We start from the raw sequence: 18,165 nt of genomic DNA, 5'->3' as shown, positions 1-18,165 counted from the left end.
GCCGTGAAGCTGGTCGAGTCAGTCGCTCCTGTCGCCAATGAAGCCAGCGAGCCTGTTACAACCGCATTATCATCCGTTACAGCGATATTTGTCAGTGTCGTATTGCCCGTATTGGCTACCGTGAAGGCATAGTTGACCACGTCCCCGACATTCGCGATGCCGTCGGCGTTCGTATCTGCATACGTTCCTTCTTTGGTCACGGCAATCGAAGGAGCCTGGACAATCTCAACGATCGTGCAAGCGGCACACGCCGGATCAACCGGACAGGTAGCGCACGGCGTCGGGTCTTCAGACTCATCCGTTACAGGGTCGCCCTGAGGGNATTTGCTGTCAATCCAATATGTCTATGAACGTGTCATTCTGTTTTATTCCGCCATCCGTGTTTCAGGAAGCGGGTGCAAAAGTAGAAATCCTTTTTGATTCCTGCAAGCTTTCTTGAAAGTTTTTTTTCAGAAATTTTTATTCCCTCCTTTCCTTCACAGCCTGCGCAGATTCCTAATGAACTTCCGCTCTCGCGGGGCGCAAAGGTAATTCGCTTTTTTCTTTCCGGCAAGCTTTTCGCGAAAAAAATTTTGTCTTTTTTCATCCCTCCCTGCCTTCACTAAATCTTAAGAACTTCGCCGTTATTGCGGGTGCAAAAGTACGCATCTTTTTCGCCTGTGCAAGCTTTTTACCCATCTTTTTTTGATGTTTTATTCATCTTTCCCGTAACTCGCTGGAACGCTTCGACTTGGAGGCGGAAGTTTTTTCATCTCTTCCTGAAGCATGGGTGATTCCGGGAGGCCTGGGGAATGCCGCGGCGTGTTTTGCCATGCAAGGCATTTAAGAGCATCTGTGCCGGGGGCGGTTTTTTTTGCAGGCTGTCTGCGCAATATTGGTCCCGGAGCTTCCGGGAATGCGGATGGCTTCTCCCCCAGCCCCGATTGGCGGCCGCGAGCTCTTGCCGCCGGGGTTCGGCGGGAAGACTGCGGCAGAAAGCGGGAATTGCATGGCCTGGCAAAAGAAGGACCTTTCGCAGCAGGGAAATTATACTATATATAAGGAAGGGGTTTGGGTTTCGTGTTTTGGAGAATCGCGTTGGGGTTGCTGCGCAAATAAAAAGACAGCCCGGCGGGCTGTCTCTACGAAAAATTGTCCTTTTATATAATAGGTACTATGTTTTGGCTTTCGATGCGATTCTGTCGTTCCAGGATTTTGCTAGTTCTTGATAGTTTATGTTCAGTTTGGCTGGTTGTTTTGGCAATCGGTTTTCTTCGAAGGCACGAACAAGGATTGTTTCGATTAGAAAATCTTCACCAACTCCGTATGGATTATACGTTCTTTTTAAATCGATACTAAAAACTCTGGCGGTTTTGGCTGCCCAAAATGCTTTCCATCCGCTTTTTTGTTCTTTAATAAGATCATAAGTTGTGGTTCCGGTTTGACGATGGATCAGTTTTACTAAAATCTGTCCGTCTTTTCTGGAAAGTTTTTTCAATTGTCCTTCGAATTCATCTTCAAGGTACTTTTCTACGATCTTAAAATACTTCTTTTTTTCTTTATCGGTTTTTAGTTTTGCCATTCCTTTTTCAAGAGCGACCAATCTTTCTGATGTTGCTTTTGCAAAAGGGTAAACGCGCTGTACTCTACGTTGTAAAATCGTAAAATTCTTTTGGCTTTCTTCATCAACGTCTCCTCTATATATTAATACTTCTGGAAGCTGGACTAACTTAATTGTGTCTTGCTCATTTAAGTATTCATCGTTCTTATCAACTTGCGCGTTCATTGCAGTTGTGATTAAGAATAAGAAAAGTATGTATTTCAAGGGTTTCATATGTTTACAATTGTTGTGTAAAATTATACAATAAATAGATAACTGTGATTTCAAATTTATATTTTAGCAAAAAATTACTTTTATGTCTAAATCAATATTGAATAAGTCTTCAATGGCTTTTCTGGAAAGTTACTTAAATAATGCTTCGCCGACGGGATATGAATCAAGTGGGCAAGAAATTTGGATGGATTATTTAAAACCATACGTTGATACTTTTATTACGGATACTTATGGAACGGCGGTTGGCGTGATCAATCCTGATGCCAAATATAAGGTTGTGATTGAAGGTCACGCTGATGAAATTTCTTGGTATGTAAATTATATTACTGATAATGGTTTAATTTATGTTATAAGAAACGGTGGTTCTGATCATATGATTGCCCCTTCAAAGCGTGTCAATATTCATACCAAAAAAGGAATTGTTCAAGGCGTATTTGGCTGGCCGGCGATTCATACGAGAAATCGAGCTAAGGAAGAACCTGCAAGAATTGATAATATTTTTATCGACTGTGGTTGCGAAACTAAAGAACAGGTTGAAAATCTTGGTGTTCACGTGGGTTGTGTGATTACATATCCTGATGAATTTATGATTTTGAAGGAAAATAAATTTGTTTGCAGAGCGATTGATAACAGAATGGGCGGTTTTATGATTGCTGAAGTCGCGCGATTATTGCACGAAAATAAAAAGAAGTTGCCTTTTGGGTTGTACATCACCAATTCAGTTCAGGAGGAAGTTGGTTTGCGCGGTGCTGAAATGATCACAAAAAGGATCAAGCCAAATGTGGCGATTGTAACTGACGTTTGCCACGATTCAACGACTCCGATGATTGATAAGAAAATTGAGGGCGATACTCAAATTGGGAAAGGTCCGGTTATTACTTACGCTCCGGCGGTTCAAAATAATTTACGAGAGTTGATTATTGACGCAGCAGAAGAAAAGAAAATTCCGTTTCAAAGATTGGCATCTTCAAGAGTTACCGGAACTGACACTGATGCTTTTGCTTACAGTAATGGCGGCGTGGCTTCGGCTTTAATCTCACTTCCGCTTAGATACATGCATACGACGGTGGAAATGGTACATCGCGAAGACGTGGAAAATGTGATCAAATTAATTTATGAATCACTTTTGAAAATTGAAAATGAAGATACTTTTTCTTATTTCAAAAAGTAAATTTCTGTAAAAACAAAAATCCCGCTTTCTTTCGTTAGCGGGATTTTTTTGATTGATGATGATTTTTACTTTTTATAAGCTTTTAAAACAGCAACAGTTTCTTTTGCATTCGATCTTTCTGCGTGTTGCAAAGCTGTTTTTCCGTTCGAGTCTTTCAAGCTGATATTTGCTCCGTTTTTCAACAAAAGCTCAACGATCTCAACTCTATTATATCTCGCCGCGATCATTAATGGCGTCATTCCGTTTGATTTCTCATTGACATCTGAGCCAAATTCGACCATTTTTTTTACGGTTTCAAAATCTCCTTGAACAACTGCATTACATAACGGACTCAAAGTCTCATTTGCAACATAAACTTTTGTTACTGGATTGTTGTCTAAATTTGATGCGATTGCAACATTTCCTAAAGCTAATAAAGCTACTCCTAAATAAACGATTGATTTTTTCATGATGATTGTTTTTAATTGATGATTATTTTAATTTTGATTTGATTGTATTGAATAGACGCTTGACTTATATTATTGTTACACGATTTATTTACTATAACATATATTTAACATTTAACCTCTTTTAAATAAAGCGATTAATTTCAATACAAAGTAAAAAAAAACCACGCAATGCGTGGTTAATTAAGTATTATGAAAGCGTTAGATTATCTCTGGCTCAAAAATTCTAAAACGTGTTTTTCAATTCTTTCGTTGATGTTTGAAATGTCTGCCTTGAAGAATTCTTCTCCAAGAATATTTTCATACAATTCAATATATCTTTCAGAAACAGAATTCACGTAAGCTTCATCCATCGCTGGAATTTGCTGTCCTTCTTTTCCTTGAAAACCTCCGGCAATCAGCCATTGTCTTACAAATTCTTTTGACAGTTGTTTTTGTGCTTCTCCGCTATCTTGTCTTTCTTGGTAACCTTCTTTGTAAAAATATCTAGAAGAATCTGGCGTATGGATTTCGTCAATCAAAACGATTTGACCTTCTTTTGTTTTTCCGAATTCGTATTTTGTATCGACCAAAATCAAGCCTCTGTCCGAAGCAATTTCTTGTCCTTTATTATACAAAACTCTTGTGTAGTTTTCAAGAACTTCATAATCCTCTAAAGAAACAATTCCTTTTTCAAGGATTTCTTCTCTTGAAATATCTGCATCGTGTTCGCCATTGTCTGCTTTTGTAGTTGGCGTGATGATTGGTTCAGGAAATTTGTCGTTTTCTTTTAAACCTTCTGGCATTGTTACGCCACAGATTTCTCTTTTCCCTAAAGCATATTCGCGCGCGGCGTGACCTGATAAATAACCGCGAATTACCATTTCCACTTTAAATGGTTCGCATAAATGACCAACGGCAACGTTTGGGTCTGGTGTAGCGATTAGCCAATTCGGAACTAAATGTGCGGTCATTTCCATAAATCTTGTGGCAATTTGGTTCAAGATTTGTCCTTTATATGGAATTCCTTCTGGCAAAACTACGTCAAAGGCGGAAAGCCTGTCTGTAGCGACCATAACTAATAATTCATCGTTTATATTATACACTTCGCGCACTTTTCCTCGGTAGACTAATTTTTGTCCCGGAAAATTAAAATTGGTAGTTGTGATGGTGTTGCTCATTATAGTTGTTGTGTGTTTTTTTTATAAGATGTAAAAGTAAATGGTTTCACGGAGATTCGCAAAGGAAGTCGCGAAGTTTCACAGAGTTTTTTGATTTATAAAAATTATATTTGAATCAAATAACATTATTCTATTTCAACCACAATTCTTGTTTTCCACCAGAAGCCTTCTTTTCCTTTTTCGAAAAACTTCACAATAGATTCTTTACTTTTGTAAATTGTAACAATTTCGCTAGTTTCGACTGACAGATTTTTTATAGAATTTGCTACTAACTCGACTTCATTGCCATCCCAAGTTCCCATCCCAAAGTAAATATTTGCTGAATCTTTTTCTTTAATAGAAAAAACAATTGAATCATTTTTAGCAATCTCTTTTAGCCTATTATTTTCAATTTTATGATTTAAAACAATTTTCACTTTTGCATCAGAATCCGTTTTATTTATGAAATACATATTTTGAGCTGGGTCACAGCTGACGAATAAAAATGAGAAAAATAATAAAATGGATAATCGATAAAAAGTCATAATGTTTTTTAAAATTACTGTCGGCACACAATGGTTCAAGTGTTTCCAAAAAAGCGAAAAGTTTCTCCAATAGCCCCGATGGTGGCGAGTATCCTTTTATTTTTTTTCAAAATAAAAGATACTGCTGACCCGCGGGAAATGCAATTCCTGGAAATGCACTGACGATTCGCTTCTGAAAAATTTAATCCTCTAAAATGTATTCTCCGTTGTTGTAGGCTTCAATAATTTTTGTCGCTTTTTCAAAATTCTCATCACTTACTTTTAAAATAAACGGATTGAAACCGCCGGCCGTAACTGCCCAAGGTTCTATGGACGCCATTGTGGAATTGATTTCAAAAACTTCAATTTCGTTACTTTCTAGTATATTTTTCACGGCCATTCCTTCAAAAGGCGAACCGCTGAAAACTTGTTTGTGGTCTTGCATAATTTTTTATTTTTGGCGATTATTATGATGTGATTGCTTCGTTCCTCGCAATGACTTGTGCTACTTTGTAATTTTTAATCGTGATTTTCTATTTGTTTGTACGCGTCGATGACTTTTTTTACTAATCTGTGGCGCACGATATCTTTGTCATCCAGATAAATAATCCCAATTCCGTCGATGTCTTTCAAGACCAAAAGCGCTTCTTTCAGACCTGAAATGGTTCTGCGTGGCAAATCGACTTGGCCAGGGTCACCGGTAATCATAAATTTTGCCTGTTTTCCCATACGCGTCAAGAACATTTTCATCTGAGAATGTGTCGTGTTTTGGGCTTCATCAAGGATTACGAAAGCGTTGTCCAACGTTCGTCCGCGCATAAATGCCAAAGGCGCAATCTGAATAATTCCTTTTAAAATATAATCTTCCAGTTTTTCATTTGGTAGCATGTCGCGCAAGGCGTCATACAGCGGTTGCATGTACGGGTCCAGTTTTTCTTTCATATCACCGGGAAGAAATCCGAGGTTTTCTCCAGCTTCCACAGCAGGTCTGGTCAAGATGATTCGTTTGACTTGCTTTTCTTTCAATGCTTTCACGGCCATTGCAACTCCGGTGTAGGTTTTACCGGTTCCGGCGGGACCAACGGCAAAAACCATATCGTTTTTGTTCATCGTGTCTACCAAAAGCTGTTGGTTTGGCGTCATTGCCTTGATGATTTTTCCGCCAACGCCGTGCACCAAGATTTTATCGTGGTCGCCCATTCGTTCTGTTTGCTGGCTTCCGCCTTCGATTACGCGCTCAATAACATTGTCATCAATATTATTGTAGCGTGAAAAATGAAGCATCAATCGGTTAAAGCGGTTTTCGAACTCGTCTAAAACTTCTTTTTCTCCAAAAGCCTTTATCGTGGTTCCTCTGGCAACGATTTTTAACTTTGGATAATACTTTTTAATCGTTTCAAGATGAGCATCTTGTGCGCCCCAAAAATCTTTTGGCGCGATATCTACGAGTTCTATGGTTCTTTCGTTCAAAAGCTGTAGTATTAAATTAAAAATTTATCTGGCTATTTTGTTAGCTTTGCATATCTCAAATTTAATAAAAAAATAGGCGCTTCGGCGGTAATGTTATAAACAATTTTATGTCAATAATTACTCTCACTACTGATTTTGGATGCAAAGACCATTTTGTTGGCGCTTTGAAAGGCAAAATCTATTCTGAGTTTTCAGACGCTAAAATTGTGGATATTTCGCATGAAATTGACCTCTTTAATGTTTCTGAAACGAGCTATGTCATTGGCGCTTCGTATGGTAGCTTTCCAAAAGGCACGGTGCACATCATTGGCGTGGATTCTGAATTGCATCAGGAAACGCAACATATTGCGATGGAATGGAACGACCAATATTTTATTTGTGCCGATAACGGAGTTTTGAGCATGCTGACGCAAAAAATTATCCCGCAGAAAATTGTAGCAATCAATATTCACGACCGTTTGGCGATTAATGCCACGGCAATGGATGTTTTTGTGACTGTTGCCTGCCACATTGCGAGAGGCGGATTGTTAAACGTAATTGGCCGAGAAATCACGCAATTGCGAGAAGTGACCGAATTGCAAGCGGTTGTAAACCAAGACGGAAATTCAATTAAAGGAAACGTAATTTATGTGGACCATTGCGGAAACGTGGTGACTAATATTTCTAGACAGCTTTTTACGGAAATTGGCAAAGGCAGAAAATACGAGATTGGTTTCCGAAATTATAAGTTGAAGACGATTTTGCCGAATTATTCTGCGATTGTCAATTTTGACCAAAATCCGATGAAGTTTTATGAAGGACGAGAATTGGCGATTTTCAACGAAGCAGGATTTTTGGAAATTGCAATTTACAGAAGCAATCCAAAATCATCAGGAAGCGCTTCGAGTTTGTTGGGAATGAATTATCGGGATTTGGTGACGATTAGTTTTATTTAGGCAAGAGAAAATAGCCTGAAGTTCCAGACATAATATCTTAACAAAACACAAGAAATTGAATATACAAATTGATGAAAAAGAAATAATTCCTTTGAGTGATTTCGAATTGGGATGGAGATTTGACAAAGTGCATAATTCTGATATTTCAGATTACGACAAAAAAGAAATTTTTGCATTATCTGAAAATGAATCTAAAAGAATAAGCAAAATAATCAGCTACTACGAAATTGAATCAAACAGAATTGGAAAATATTTAGAAACAGATTGGTTTTCTGCAAATTCTGAGAATGATGACAAAATCGAGAGATTTAGAAATCAAATAGAAAATTATTTAAAACCATTTAATGAAGATATTTTAATTTCTTGGGAAAGAAAGCTAGCATTAAAAACAACGAAAAAAATATTTATAAAATATTGGACTGACTTTTTGTATCCAAGTTCAGACGATGTAACAATAATATCAGAAAGAACAAATTGGATATTATTTTATAATCATTGTGAAGTTGCAAATATTTGGACAAAAAATTAAATCATAAATCAAATGTTCATACGAATTGTAAAATTATCCTTTCACGAAGAAAACATTCCGGCGTTTCTGGAAAATTTTGAATTGATGAAAGAAAAAATACGAAATGCGCCCGGAAATCGTTTCTTAGAATTGTACCAAGACAAAAGCAATAAATCGATTTTCTTTACATACAGTTACTGGGAAACCGAACAAGATTTAGAAAATTATAGAAATTCGGAGCTTTTTGACGGAATCTGGAATTTTACGAAGAAATTATTTAATGACAAACCAGAAGCTTGGAGCGTAGATAAATTGGCTTCTCTTAATTAGTGGAAAGTTTAAACTTTAACGTTCCCGAAAACTTTAAACGTAATCACTTTGCTACTTTGAAATTACAAAAATGAATATACTTTTACGAAAAGCTTTTTATTCTCTTCCGGTGAATTTCCGGTACACGATTCGGCGCATTGTTTATTTGCCACAAGATTTATTCGGGAAAAGACATCCGCTGATGCCACCAAAAGGCATGATTTTTACAGGTTCTGGAAATTATATCGAAATTGGAAAACAGTTTTTTGAGTATTTTAAAAACTATGGAGAATTAAAACCAGATAGTTCCATCTTAGATATTGGTTCGGGAATTGGCCGAATGGCGGTTCCTTTTACCGAATTTCTTTCTACCAAAGGAAAATACGAAGGTTTTGACATTGTAAAATCTGGAGTCGATTGGTGCAACGAAAATATTGCAAAGAAATATCCAAATTTTAATTTCAAATTGATTCCGCTGAAGAATGATTTGTATAATTTGAGTACAGAAGATGTGGCTTCAGATTTGAAATTTCCTTATGAAAATGATACATTTGACTTCGCGTTTTTGACTTCGGTTTTCACGCACATGATGCCTGAAGATTTAGAAAATTATGTAAAAGAAATTCATCGCGTTTTGCGAAAAGATAAAAAATGTTTGGCTACATTTTTTATTTTGGACGAAGAAAGCGAAAATTCGATGTTGAAAAACGGACAAAAGAATTTTCCGCATAAATTTGGCACTTATTCGTTAATGGATAAATCTGTTAAGGAAGCAAACGTTGGGTTTCAAAAGGAATATATTTTAGATTTATTTGCCAAAAAAGGCTTTGAAGTGACTGAATTTATCCGAGGAAATTGGTCTGGCGCCAAACCCGGAATTTTAAATGAACACCAAGATATTTTAATTATAAAGAAGATTTAATGAAATCAATTTTACTACGAGAAATCAAATCCTTTTTCGGTTCGCCGATTGGTTATTTGGTCATTGCCATTTTCCTGTTGATGAACGGGCTTTTCCTTTGGGTTTTCGAGGGCGATTTTAATATCCCGAATTCAGGTTTTGCTGATTTGAGTCCGTTTTTTACATTGGCGCCTTGGATTTTAATTTTCTTGATTCCGGCGGTAACGATGCGAAGCTTTTCGGACGAAAAAAAGCAGGGAACCATTGAATTGCTTTTCACAAAACCATTGAGCATCTGGCAAATCGTAAATGGAAAATTCTTCGGCGCTTTCCTTTTAATTATCATCGCCATCATTCCTACTTTAATATATGTCTTCGTAATTTCAAGCCTTGGAAATCCCGAAGGAAACTTGGATTTCGGAAGTATTTTAGGTTCTTATTTCGGATTGTTATTTTTAATCGGAGCTTATACTTCTATCGGAATTTTCACTTCTACATTATCTGAAAATCAAATCGTTGCTTTTATAATTTCGGTTTTTCTGTGCTTTTTATTTTATTTTGGCTTCGACGGAATTTCAACTTTTGCTGGCGATTTTGAGCAAACCATTTCTTCCATCGGAATGGATTATCACTTTAAAAGCATGAGCCGTGGCGTTTTAGACACGAGAGATATTATCTATTTTGCAAGCGTTACGGTATTATTTTTATCATTTACCGCTTTTAAACTTAAATCTTTGAAATCGTAATGAAGGCAAACCAGAAATTAAATCTACAGAAATTGGGCTTGGTTGTCATTGCAATTATTGCCTTAAATATCGCTTCCAATTTCTTTTTCAAGCGTTTTGACTTGACCAAAGACAAACGATATACACTTTCGGAAAGTACGCTGAAATTGATTAAAAAAGTGGATAAACCGCTTTACGTAACCGTTTATTTAGACGGAGATTTTCCTGCTCAGTTCAAGCGTTTACAAACAGAAACACGCCAAATGCTGGAAGAATTCAGGGCTTATAATTCAAATATCATCTTTATTTTTGACAATCCGTCGAAAGACGAAACGGGCGAATTGGCTCAGAAATTAATGCAGTTTGGTTTTGTTCCAACAAATATCCAAAATACAGAAAAAGGTAAAAAATCGATGACTCCGGTGTATCCGTGGGCAATGGCAGAATATGGCGAAAAATGGTCCAGAGTTCCGCTTTTGGTGAATAATTTCGGAAATAATGCCGAAGAAAACATCAGCAAATCCGTGCAATTATTAGAGTTTGCGTTGGCCGATGCGATTACAAAGTTGACCAATACCAACATGAAAAAAATCGCTGTTTTAAAAGGAAACGGCGAAATGAACGACAAATATCTTTCGGATTTCATCTTGAATTTGAGAGAATATTATTTGATTGGAGAATTTAATTTAGACTCGCTTTCGGGTGACCAAAATAAAACGATTCAAAATCTGGAACGTTTTGATGCCACAATCATCGCAAAACCAACGCAAACTTTCTCTGATTCTGAGAAATATATTTTGGACCAATATGTGATGAACGGCGGAAAAACGCTGTGGCTGATGGACAAAGTTGTGGCTGATATTGATAGCTTGCAAAACAAATCGCAGACTTCTCTCGCCTACCCGCGTGACTTGAATTTAGACGATATGTTCTTTAAATATGGTGTTCGAATTAATTCTAATTTGGTTCAAGATTTACTTTCTACGCCGATAACTGCGCGCGGTGAAACCGGTGAATTTCCGATTGACTGGCTGTATTCTCCAATGATTAAATCGCAAGAAAATCATCCTATAAACAAAAATGTGAATTTGGTTAAATTAGAATTTGCGAACCAAATTGATACGTTGAAAAACAATATCAAAAAGACGGTTTTATTGCAAAGTTCGGCTCAATCAAAAGTTGTTGGAGCGCCAATTGAATTTGGTTTGAACCAATTTATGGATGATTTAAATGAGGCGGAATATAATAAAGGAAATCAGACAGTTGGCGTTTTATTGGAAGGAAAATTTACGTCTGCGTTCAAGAATCGTGTAAAGCCTTTTACAGCAACAAAAGGCCTTGACGACGGAAAAGAAAACAAGATGATTGTGATTGCCGATGGCGATATTATCAATTATACTTACGTCAATAAAAAGCCGATGCAGAACGGTTTAGACCAATGGACACAGCAGGTTTATGGCAATAAAGATTTCTTGATGAATTCGGTAAATTATCTTTTAGACGACACCGGACTTATCAACATTCGAAGCAAAGATGTGAAATTAGCCTTGCTTGATGAAAATAAAGTAGCTGAAAATTATACTTTCACGCAGTTTCTAACTGTTGGATTACCAATAGTTATCTTAGGAATATTCGGATTTTTATTCACGTATTTGCGAAAAAGAAAATATAGCAAATAATGTTAATAAATTGGTTTTGATTTCGAATTAGTTTAAGATATATTTGTGCATCGTAAAAATTATATATTTTTACAACCATTAAAAAAAACGAAAATGAAGTTTATAGTATCGAGTTCGTACTTATTAAAACAATTGCAAGTTTTAGGTAGCGTTATCAACAGCAGTAACACCTTGCCTATTTTAGATAATTTCCTTTTTGAATTAGACAACAATCAATTGACGGTGTCTGCTTCAGATTTAGAAACAACAATGTCTGCCACTTTAGAAATTGATTCTACAAGTACCGGAAGCGTTGCTGTTCCTGCAAAATTGCTTTTGGAAATCTTAAAAACCTTTCCAGAGCAGCCTTTGACTTTTACAGTTGAAGAAAATAGCACGATTGAAATCAGTTCAAATTCTGGAAAATATGCTTTAGCGTATGCTCCGGGTGAAGAATTTCCAAAATCTGTAAACCTTGACGACCCGTCTTCAACCATTGTTCCTGCGGGAGTTTTGGCGACAGCGGTTAGCAAGACAATCTTTGCTGCAGGAAATGACGATTTGCGTCCAGTGATGTCTGGCGTATTTTTTCAATTTTCTCCAGAAGGTTTAACTTTCGTTGCAACTGACGCTCACAAATTGGTAAAATATGCAAGAACTGACGTAAAAGCGTCGCAAGTTGCTGATTTTATCATGCCAAAGAAACCTTTGAATATCTTAAAAAGTATTCTTGGCGCTTCAGAAGCTGATGTAAAAATCGAATACAACGATTCAAACGCCACTTTTTCTTTTGACAATTATGTGTTGACTTGTAGATTAATTGACGGAAAATATCCTAATTATGAAGCGGTTATCCCAAAAGAAAATCCAAACAAATTGATGATTCAACGTTCTCAATTCTTGAGTTCTGTTCGTCGTGTTGCGATTTTTTCTAATAAGACTACGCACCAAATTCGCCTGAAAATTGCGGGTGCAGAATTGAATATTTCTGCCGAAGATATTGATTACTCAAACAAAGCTGAAGAGCGTTTGACGTGTGATTATCAAGGTGACGATATGCAAATTGGTTTCAATTCTCGTTTCTTGACAGAAATGTTGACCAACTTACAATCTGACGAAATCATGCTGGAAATGTCATTGCCAAATAGAGCCGGAATCCTTACTCCTGTTGACGGATTGGAAGATGGCGAAACGGTGACAATGCTTGTAATGCCAGTGATGCTTAACAACTAAAAATCTATGAAAAACATCTTTAAAGTAGCTTCAATTTTGGCAATTTCGCTTTTTATTTCTTGTTCAGAAGATGAAGACGGAAGAGATTTGGGCCAAAATGGTTTTACGCACAACGAAACATTTTATGTTTTAAACAATGCGTTTGTTACTGATGAAGATCCCTTAGATAGTCTTTCTGCTGGAATTGACGTGACTTTGTCAAATGTAAATTTGGCTGATTCAAGCGCAGTTTCAAATGTCTCGAAGTTGTATTTTAAATACGAAGATATTAATTTGGTTCCTGGAGCAATTACAAATATATCTGACTACTACATTGAAGTTGGCGGAAAATTTGAATTCAATACAACCGATTCAACATACGTTTACACAAACGGAACGTATCTTTTAAACAGCGCACAATCAGGATTATTGGCTACTGAAAAAAATGTAATCATCAATTCTGTGGACGAAAACAAAGTTGATATGACTTTTACTTTTACCAGAACTGACGGCCAAGTTTTTACAGGAAAATACAACGGCATTCTTTCAGATGCTAACGTTACACCATAAGTTTTTAACCAAACCCTTTATACCAAAAGAAACCGTAGTCTCAATGAGCTACGGTTTTTTATTTACATTTAAAATTCGTTATTCGCTTACGCGGATTAATTTTTTATTGACAAATTCTTCAATTCCTAAAGCGGAAAGCTCACGGCCATAACCAGAACGTTTTGTTCCGCCGAAAGGCAAATCTGGTCTTGAAGCCGTATGTTCATTGATAAAAACCATTCCTGTGTCAATTTTACTTGCCACGTCAATTGCTCTTTCGATGTTCTCACTGAAAACCGAACCTCCCAAACCAAACGATGAATCATTGGCCAATTCAATGGCCTCATTTTCGTCTTTAACTCTATAGAATGAAGCAACCGGACCGAAGATTTCTTCGTGATAAGCTGTCATCCCTTTTTTGATATCAGTTAAAATTGTTGGTTCAAAAAAGGCACCTTCGCGATCAATTCTTTTTCCTCCAATAACTATTTTCGCTCCGGCTTTCACCGTTTCGTTTACTTGTTTTTCAATTTTTTCTGCCGCTTCTTCTGTACTTAAAGGTCCGACTTCTGTAGTTTCGTCCATTGGATCACCTACTTTCATTCCGACTAATTTCTCTTTAAATTTTTTCAAGAATTCATCCGCGATTTTATCTACGACAATAATCCTTTTCGAAGAAGTACATGCTTGTCCCATATTTCCGAATCTTCCGGTCACGGCATTTTTTACGGCTTTTTCAAGATCTGCATCTTCCAAAACAATAAAAGCGTCGCTTCCGCCTAATTCTAAAACCGATTTTTTTAGATTTTTTCCGGCGGCTTCGGCCAAACTTGAGCCTGCTCCTTCGCTTCCTGTCAACGACATTCCGGCAATTCTTTTATCTTCCGCCATCTTCGCAATTTTTTTGCTTGACAGAAATAAATTGGAATAAATTCCTTCTGGAGCTCCAGCTTCTAGAAATAAATCTTCAATCGCTTTTGCACATTGCGGAACGTTTGAAGCGTGTTTTATGGCGATTACATTTCCGGCCATGATGTTCGGCGCTGCCATTCTTGCCACTTGATTAAAAGGATAATTCCAAGGCATTACGCCAAGAATAATCCCGATTGGAGAATTTCTGATGAATGCTTTTCCGTCTTTAACTTCAACGTCTTTGTCTTTTAAAAATTCTTCAGCGTTTTCTGCATAATATTCATAGACAGAAATGCACATATCGATTTCGCCTTCGCTTTGGGCTATTAATTTTCCCATTTCAAGAGTAATTAATTCGGCCAATTCTTTTTTCTTTTCCTTCATCAAAGAAGCCACTTTGTTCAATAATTTTGAACGTTCTGAAAAAGAAGAATTTTTCCAGCTTGAAAATGCTTTGTCTGCTGTTGCGATTTTATTTTCTAACTCTTTTTCAGAAAGTTCGTCGAATTTTTTTACGGACTTATTGTTGTATGGATTTACTGTTTCTATTGCCATTTTTTCTAACTATTTGAGCTTTGATATTCATTGATGAACCAAAAAATATCGTTGTTTAATTTATCTTTCTCTGTGTAAAATAATCCGTGTGGTGCGCCGTCATATTTTATATATTTCGCTTGCGGAAGCATTTCTGTAGTTCTATCACTTGAAACTTCAATCGGAACGGTTTTGTCATCAGTTCCGTGGATGATTAAAGTTGGAACATTTATTTTGGAAATATCTTTTCTAAAATCTGTAGTTGACCAAGCATGCATCGATTTTACCGTAGCATTTCCGGTAGATTGCAATGTCAAAAATTGATTCCAATCTAAAAATTCATCACTTACGGTTTTGTTTAATAATGATACGCTGTAGAAATCTTTCGCGAAATTAGCCAAGAATTTTGGTCTGTCATCGTAAATTTGCTCCTCCATTTTATCAAACATTTCTTGTGGCAAACCATCCGGATTGTCGTCTGTTTTCAATAAAAAAGGAAGAACCGTACTTACCAAAATGGCTTTTGTGACGCGCCCTTCATCATTAAATTTAGAAAGATATCGAGCCACTTCTCCTCCGCCCATCGAAAAACCCACGAGCGTTACATCTCTCAAATCCAATTGTTTAAGAAGTTCGCCTAAATCGGAAGCCAACGTATCATAATCATAACTCTCCCAAGGTTTATCAGATTTTCCAAAACCTCTTCGGTCATAAGCGATACATCTTAAATTATTTTTTGGAAGCACGTCCAACTGCGATTCCCACATTTGACTGCTTGAAGGCCATCCTGAAATAAAAACTACAGGTTTTCCTTGTCCAATATCGAGATAGAAAATTTTGACTTCCTGAGAAGTTCCTTGGTTGATTTTAATAAATGACATAGCTACTTTTTTTAATTTATCTTAAAGTTAGCCATAGCCAAAGGGAATCAAAAGTCAATTAATCAATATTTAACATCTGAATCAATATCTTCTTCGTGAAGCGCCAACATTGGAATTTCGACGTTGTAAGCCATTTTTTGTGTTAAGCTCGAACTAAAAATATCTTCAAAAAAACCTCGCTTTTCAGTAAGCATTGTCAGCAAATCAATGTGTTGACTTTCAATAAAATCTTCAATTGTTTCACGAACATTATCGTGTGGAATTACGAAAAACTGAACAGGCAAATCAGCGCATCTTGCTTCCCAAGTTTTAATTTTTTCTTCAGAAATATCAGAAAAAGATTTTTTTACGAACAGCGACTTTATTGTCGCATCATATCTGGACGCTATTTCTGCCAATCGTTTTAAGGCTCTAAAATCCTTTTCTCGGTATAAATTTGTAAAAGCAATCGTCTTGATTTTTTTGTATTCCATTTCAGAAGGCACGCTCATCACCGGAACCGTCAGCGCATTTATGGCCTCGCCCGCTTGCGAACCAAACAGCGAATCGAACCAATTTTTTGAAGCTCCGCCAGTTCCCATAACCACCAAACTAATTTCCTGTTCTGCAATCGCTTCCTTCATCGCATACGTCAAATCACCCGATTTTAAAAGGTGTGTGAGCCTGATATGTCCCATCCCAACAGCGTCTGCAATTCGTTTCAATTCTGGAATATGATCTTTAAAATGAGACATTTGGGTTACTTCCAGCGTGTCATAAATTTCTTTAAAATTAATCGGAATTTCCGCTCCGTCGATAATCGGCATATCAAAAGTATGAAGCAATAAAATTTCGGCCTGCAAAGAATCTGCCATTTTCAAGGCGTATTGAAAAGCATTTTTTGCTGTTTCTGAAAAATCGGTGGGAAAGAGAATTCGTTTCATCTGGTGAGTGTTTGTACCACTAAAGTTACAAAATCAAAGAGTTTCTGAACAGAATTGCACTTAAGTTTTACTTTTTTTTAACAAAGTATTTCGCCAAAACCGCGCTTTGGTTCGTAGCTTGTTTCCGCTTATCTTTGCAAAAATTAATTTTTATGATTTCACAAGATACAATTGTCGCATTGGCCACACCTTCTGGCGCCGGAGCTATTGCAGTAATCAGGGTTTCTGGCAAGGAAGCGCTGACAATTTCTCAGTCGGTTTTTGAATCGATTTCGGGAAAAGATATCTTGAAACAGAAAACACATACGATACATTTGGGCCACATCACTGACGGTCCGAAGGTTTATGACCAAGTCTTGCTTTCGATTTTCAAAGGACCAAACTCTTATACCGGAGAAAATGTGGTCGAAATTTCATGTCACGGTTCAACTTATATTCAACAGCAAATTATCCAATTATTGCTAAGAAAAGGTTGTAAAATGGCCGAACCTGGAGAATTTACGTTGAGAGCTTTCATCAACGGAAAATTAGATTTATCTCAGGCAGAAGCTGTTGCCGATTTAATTTCTTCGGAAAATGAAGCGTCACACCAAATTGCGATGCAACAAATGCGTGGCGGATTTTCAAATGAAATTGCCAAATTAAGAGAAGAACTTTTGAACTTTGCTTCGTTAATAGAACTAGAATTGGATTTTGCCGAAGAGGATGTGGAATTTGCAGACCGAACGCAATTCAATGAATTGTTAGACCGAATTGAATTTGTTTTAAAACGATTAATCGATTCATTTGCCGTTGGAAACGTCATCAAAAACGGAATTCCTGTAGCCATTGTCGGAGAACCAAACGTTGGAAAATCGACGCTTTTAAACGCTTTGTTAAACGAAGAAAGAGCTATTGTTTCTGAAATTGCCGGAACTACTCGCGACACAGTCGAAGACGAATTGGTGATCAACGGAATTGGTTTCAGATTCATTGATACAGCAGGAATTCGAGAAACAAAAGACATCGTGGAAAGCATAGGAATCAAAAAAACTTTCGAAAAAATTGAGCAAGCGCAAGTTGTAGTTTATCTTTTAGACAGCAGTTTGCAGTTTACAGAAAATGCGGATAGTTTAAAGCAAATTCAAATTGAGATTGAAAAAATCAAGAATCAGTTCCCATTAAAACCACTTGTAATTATTGGGAATAAAGCCGACAAACTTTCTGAAAATCAACTTCAAAAATTGAAATCAGAAATTCCTGAAATCCTTTTAATTTCTGCCAAAGAAAATTTGCATATAGAAGATTTAAAGAACCAATTAATGTCTTTTGTAAATACTGGCGCTCTAAGAAACAACGAAACAATTGTCACAAATTCACGACATTATGATTCGTTATTGAAAGCTTTTGAAGAAATACAGAAAGTAAAATTTGGGATTGCAACCAACATTTCTAGTGACTTAATGGCGATTGATATTCGTCAAGCTTTATATTATTTCGGAGAAATTACTGGGCAAGTGACGAATGATGAATTGTTAGGTAATATTTTCGCAAATTTCTGCATCGGAAAATAGGG

General features: G+C 36.7%; 21 protein-coding genes. 10 read left to right on the top strand and 11 right to left on the bottom strand.

The window, feature by feature from the left end; all coding sequences use genetic code 11:
• The 3 genes from ACFPVY_RS03055 to ACFPVY_RS03045 form a co-directional block, all read right to left on the bottom strand.
• A partial coding sequence (locus ACFPVY_RS03055) for a DUF7507 domain-containing protein (protein WP_379790249.1) occupies positions 1 to 200 on the bottom strand: 200 nt, incomplete at its 3' end.
• A 155-nt stretch (positions 201 to 355) separates the two neighbouring features.
• On the bottom strand, positions 356 to 586 hold the full coding sequence (locus ACFPVY_RS03050; protein WP_379790248.1) for a hypothetical protein: 231 nt from the start codon (positions 584 to 586) through the stop codon (positions 356 to 358).
• Positions 587 to 1,153: 567 nt separating this feature from the next.
• Positions 1,154 to 1,813, bottom strand: coding sequence for a DUF4294 domain-containing protein (locus ACFPVY_RS03045; protein ID WP_379790247.1), 660 nt, complete (start codon positions 1,811 to 1,813; stop codon positions 1,154 to 1,156).
• Positions 1,814 to 1,895: 82 nt separating this feature from the next.
• Between ACFPVY_RS03045 and ACFPVY_RS03040 the strand changes: the two genes are divergently transcribed.
• On the top strand, positions 1,896 to 2,984 hold the full coding sequence (locus ACFPVY_RS03040) for a M42 family metallopeptidase (protein ID WP_379790246.1): 1,089 nt from the start codon (positions 1,896 to 1,898) through the stop codon (positions 2,982 to 2,984).
• Positions 2,985 to 3,049: 65 nt separating this feature from the next.
• Here ACFPVY_RS03040 and ACFPVY_RS03035 read toward each other — a convergent pair whose 3' ends face one another.
• From ACFPVY_RS03035 to ACFPVY_RS03015, 5 genes are all read right to left on the bottom strand, one after another.
• Positions 3,050 to 3,433 carry an ankyrin repeat domain-containing protein gene (locus ACFPVY_RS03035; RefSeq protein ID WP_379790245.1) on the bottom strand — a complete coding sequence of 128 codons (384 nt, stop codon included), beginning with the start codon at positions 3,431 to 3,433 and terminating at the stop codon, positions 3,050 to 3,052.
• A gap of 203 nt (positions 3,434 to 3,636) precedes the next feature.
• Positions 3,637 to 4,590: a phosphoribosylaminoimidazolesuccinocarboxamide synthase gene (locus tag ACFPVY_RS03030; protein ID WP_379790244.1), complete on the bottom strand. Its 954-nt coding sequence runs from the start codon at positions 4,588 to 4,590 to the stop codon at positions 3,637 to 3,639.
• Between the two features lie 125 nt (positions 4,591 to 4,715).
• Positions 4,716 to 5,006, bottom strand: a complete 291-nt coding sequence (locus ACFPVY_RS03025) for a hypothetical protein (protein ID WP_379790243.1) — start codon at positions 5,004 to 5,006, stop codon at positions 4,716 to 4,718.
• A 289-nt stretch (positions 5,007 to 5,295) separates the two neighbouring features.
• Positions 5,296 to 5,538 (bottom strand): putative signal transducing protein, encoded by a 243-nt coding sequence (locus ACFPVY_RS03020; RefSeq protein ID WP_379790242.1) that lies wholly within the window; start codon positions 5,536 to 5,538, stop codon positions 5,296 to 5,298.
• A 74-nt stretch (positions 5,539 to 5,612) separates the two neighbouring features.
• On the bottom strand, positions 5,613 to 6,563 hold the full coding sequence (locus ACFPVY_RS03015; RefSeq protein WP_379790241.1) for a PhoH family protein: 951 nt from the start codon (positions 6,561 to 6,563) through the stop codon (positions 5,613 to 5,615).
• Positions 6,564 to 6,670: 107 nt separating this feature from the next.
• Between ACFPVY_RS03015 and ACFPVY_RS03010 the strand changes: the two genes are divergently transcribed.
• The 8 genes from ACFPVY_RS03010 (at position 6,671) to ACFPVY_RS02975 (ending at position 13,381) form a co-directional block, all read left to right on the top strand.
• Positions 6,671 to 7,498, top strand: coding sequence for an SAM hydrolase/SAM-dependent halogenase family protein (locus ACFPVY_RS03010; RefSeq protein ID WP_379790240.1), 828 nt, complete (start codon positions 6,671 to 6,673; stop codon positions 7,496 to 7,498).
• A gap of 55 nt (positions 7,499 to 7,553) precedes the next feature.
• Positions 7,554 to 8,027, top strand: a complete 474-nt coding sequence (locus tag ACFPVY_RS03005) for a DUF2947 family protein (protein ID WP_379790239.1) — start codon at positions 7,554 to 7,556, stop codon at positions 8,025 to 8,027.
• Positions 8,028 to 8,039: 12 nt separating this feature from the next.
• Positions 8,040 to 8,336 carry a putative quinol monooxygenase gene (locus ACFPVY_RS03000; RefSeq protein ID WP_379790238.1) on the top strand — a complete coding sequence of 99 codons (297 nt, stop codon included), beginning with the start codon at positions 8,040 to 8,042 and terminating at the stop codon, positions 8,334 to 8,336.
• A 70-nt stretch (positions 8,337 to 8,406) separates the two neighbouring features.
• The gene (locus ACFPVY_RS02995) at positions 8,407 to 9,237 is read left to right on the top strand and encodes a class I SAM-dependent methyltransferase (RefSeq protein WP_379790237.1); all 831 of its coding nucleotides are present in this window, start codon (positions 8,407 to 8,409) and stop codon (positions 9,235 to 9,237) included.
• Complete coding sequence (gldF, locus tag ACFPVY_RS02990; RefSeq protein ID WP_379790236.1) at positions 9,237 to 9,962, top strand: gliding motility-associated ABC transporter permease subunit GldF; 726 nt, start codon at positions 9,237 to 9,239, stop codon at positions 9,960 to 9,962. Before ACFPVY_RS02995 ends, gldF begins: the two co-directional genes overlap by 1 nt.
• Positions 9,962 to 11,620 (top strand): gliding motility-associated ABC transporter substrate-binding protein GldG, encoded by a 1,659-nt coding sequence (gene gldG, locus ACFPVY_RS02985; RefSeq protein WP_379790235.1) that lies wholly within the window; start codon positions 9,962 to 9,964, stop codon positions 11,618 to 11,620. The genes gldF and gldG overlap by 1 nt, the downstream gene beginning before the upstream one ends.
• Before the next feature lie 93 nt (positions 11,621 to 11,713).
• Positions 11,714 to 12,832 carry a DNA polymerase III subunit beta gene (gene dnaN / locus ACFPVY_RS02980; RefSeq protein ID WP_379790234.1) on the top strand — a complete coding sequence of 373 codons (1,119 nt, stop codon included), beginning with the start codon at positions 11,714 to 11,716 and terminating at the stop codon, positions 12,830 to 12,832.
• Between the two features lie 6 nt (positions 12,833 to 12,838).
• The gene (locus ACFPVY_RS02975) at positions 12,839 to 13,381 is read left to right on the top strand and encodes a hypothetical protein (protein ID WP_379790233.1); all 543 of its coding nucleotides are present in this window, start codon (positions 12,839 to 12,841) and stop codon (positions 13,379 to 13,381) included.
• 78 nt (positions 13,382 to 13,459) lie between these two features.
• Here the strand turns inward: ACFPVY_RS02975 and ACFPVY_RS02970 are convergent, their stop codons facing one another.
• From ACFPVY_RS02970 to ACFPVY_RS02960, 3 genes are all read right to left on the bottom strand, one after another.
• Positions 13,460 to 14,827: an NAD-dependent succinate-semialdehyde dehydrogenase gene (locus ACFPVY_RS02970; RefSeq protein ID WP_379790232.1), complete on the bottom strand. Its 1,368-nt coding sequence runs from the start codon at positions 14,825 to 14,827 to the stop codon at positions 13,460 to 13,462.
• A gap of 5 nt (positions 14,828 to 14,832) precedes the next feature.
• Complete coding sequence (locus ACFPVY_RS02965; protein ID WP_379790231.1) at positions 14,833 to 15,687, bottom strand: alpha/beta fold hydrolase; 855 nt, start codon at positions 15,685 to 15,687, stop codon at positions 14,833 to 14,835.
• A gap of 62 nt (positions 15,688 to 15,749) precedes the next feature.
• Positions 15,750 to 16,610 (bottom strand): universal stress protein, encoded by an 861-nt coding sequence (locus ACFPVY_RS02960; RefSeq protein ID WP_379790230.1) that lies wholly within the window; start codon positions 16,608 to 16,610, stop codon positions 15,750 to 15,752.
• 152 nt (positions 16,611 to 16,762) lie between these two features.
• Between ACFPVY_RS02960 and mnmE the strand changes: the two genes are divergently transcribed.
• Positions 16,763 to 18,163 (top strand): tRNA uridine-5-carboxymethylaminomethyl(34) synthesis GTPase MnmE, encoded by a 1,401-nt coding sequence (gene mnmE / locus ACFPVY_RS02955; protein WP_379790229.1) that lies wholly within the window; start codon positions 16,763 to 16,765, stop codon positions 18,161 to 18,163.
• The last annotated feature ends 2 nt before the right edge of the window (positions 18,164 to 18,165 follow it).

Origin of the sequence: Flavobacterium qiangtangense (assembly GCF_042658345.1) — a bacterium.
Lineage (GTDB): Bacteria > Bacteroidota > Bacteroidia > Flavobacteriales > Flavobacteriaceae > Flavobacterium > Flavobacterium qiangtangense.
Note: the sequence above shows the minus strand (reverse complement) of the source record. Positions and strands in the feature narration are given on the sequence as shown.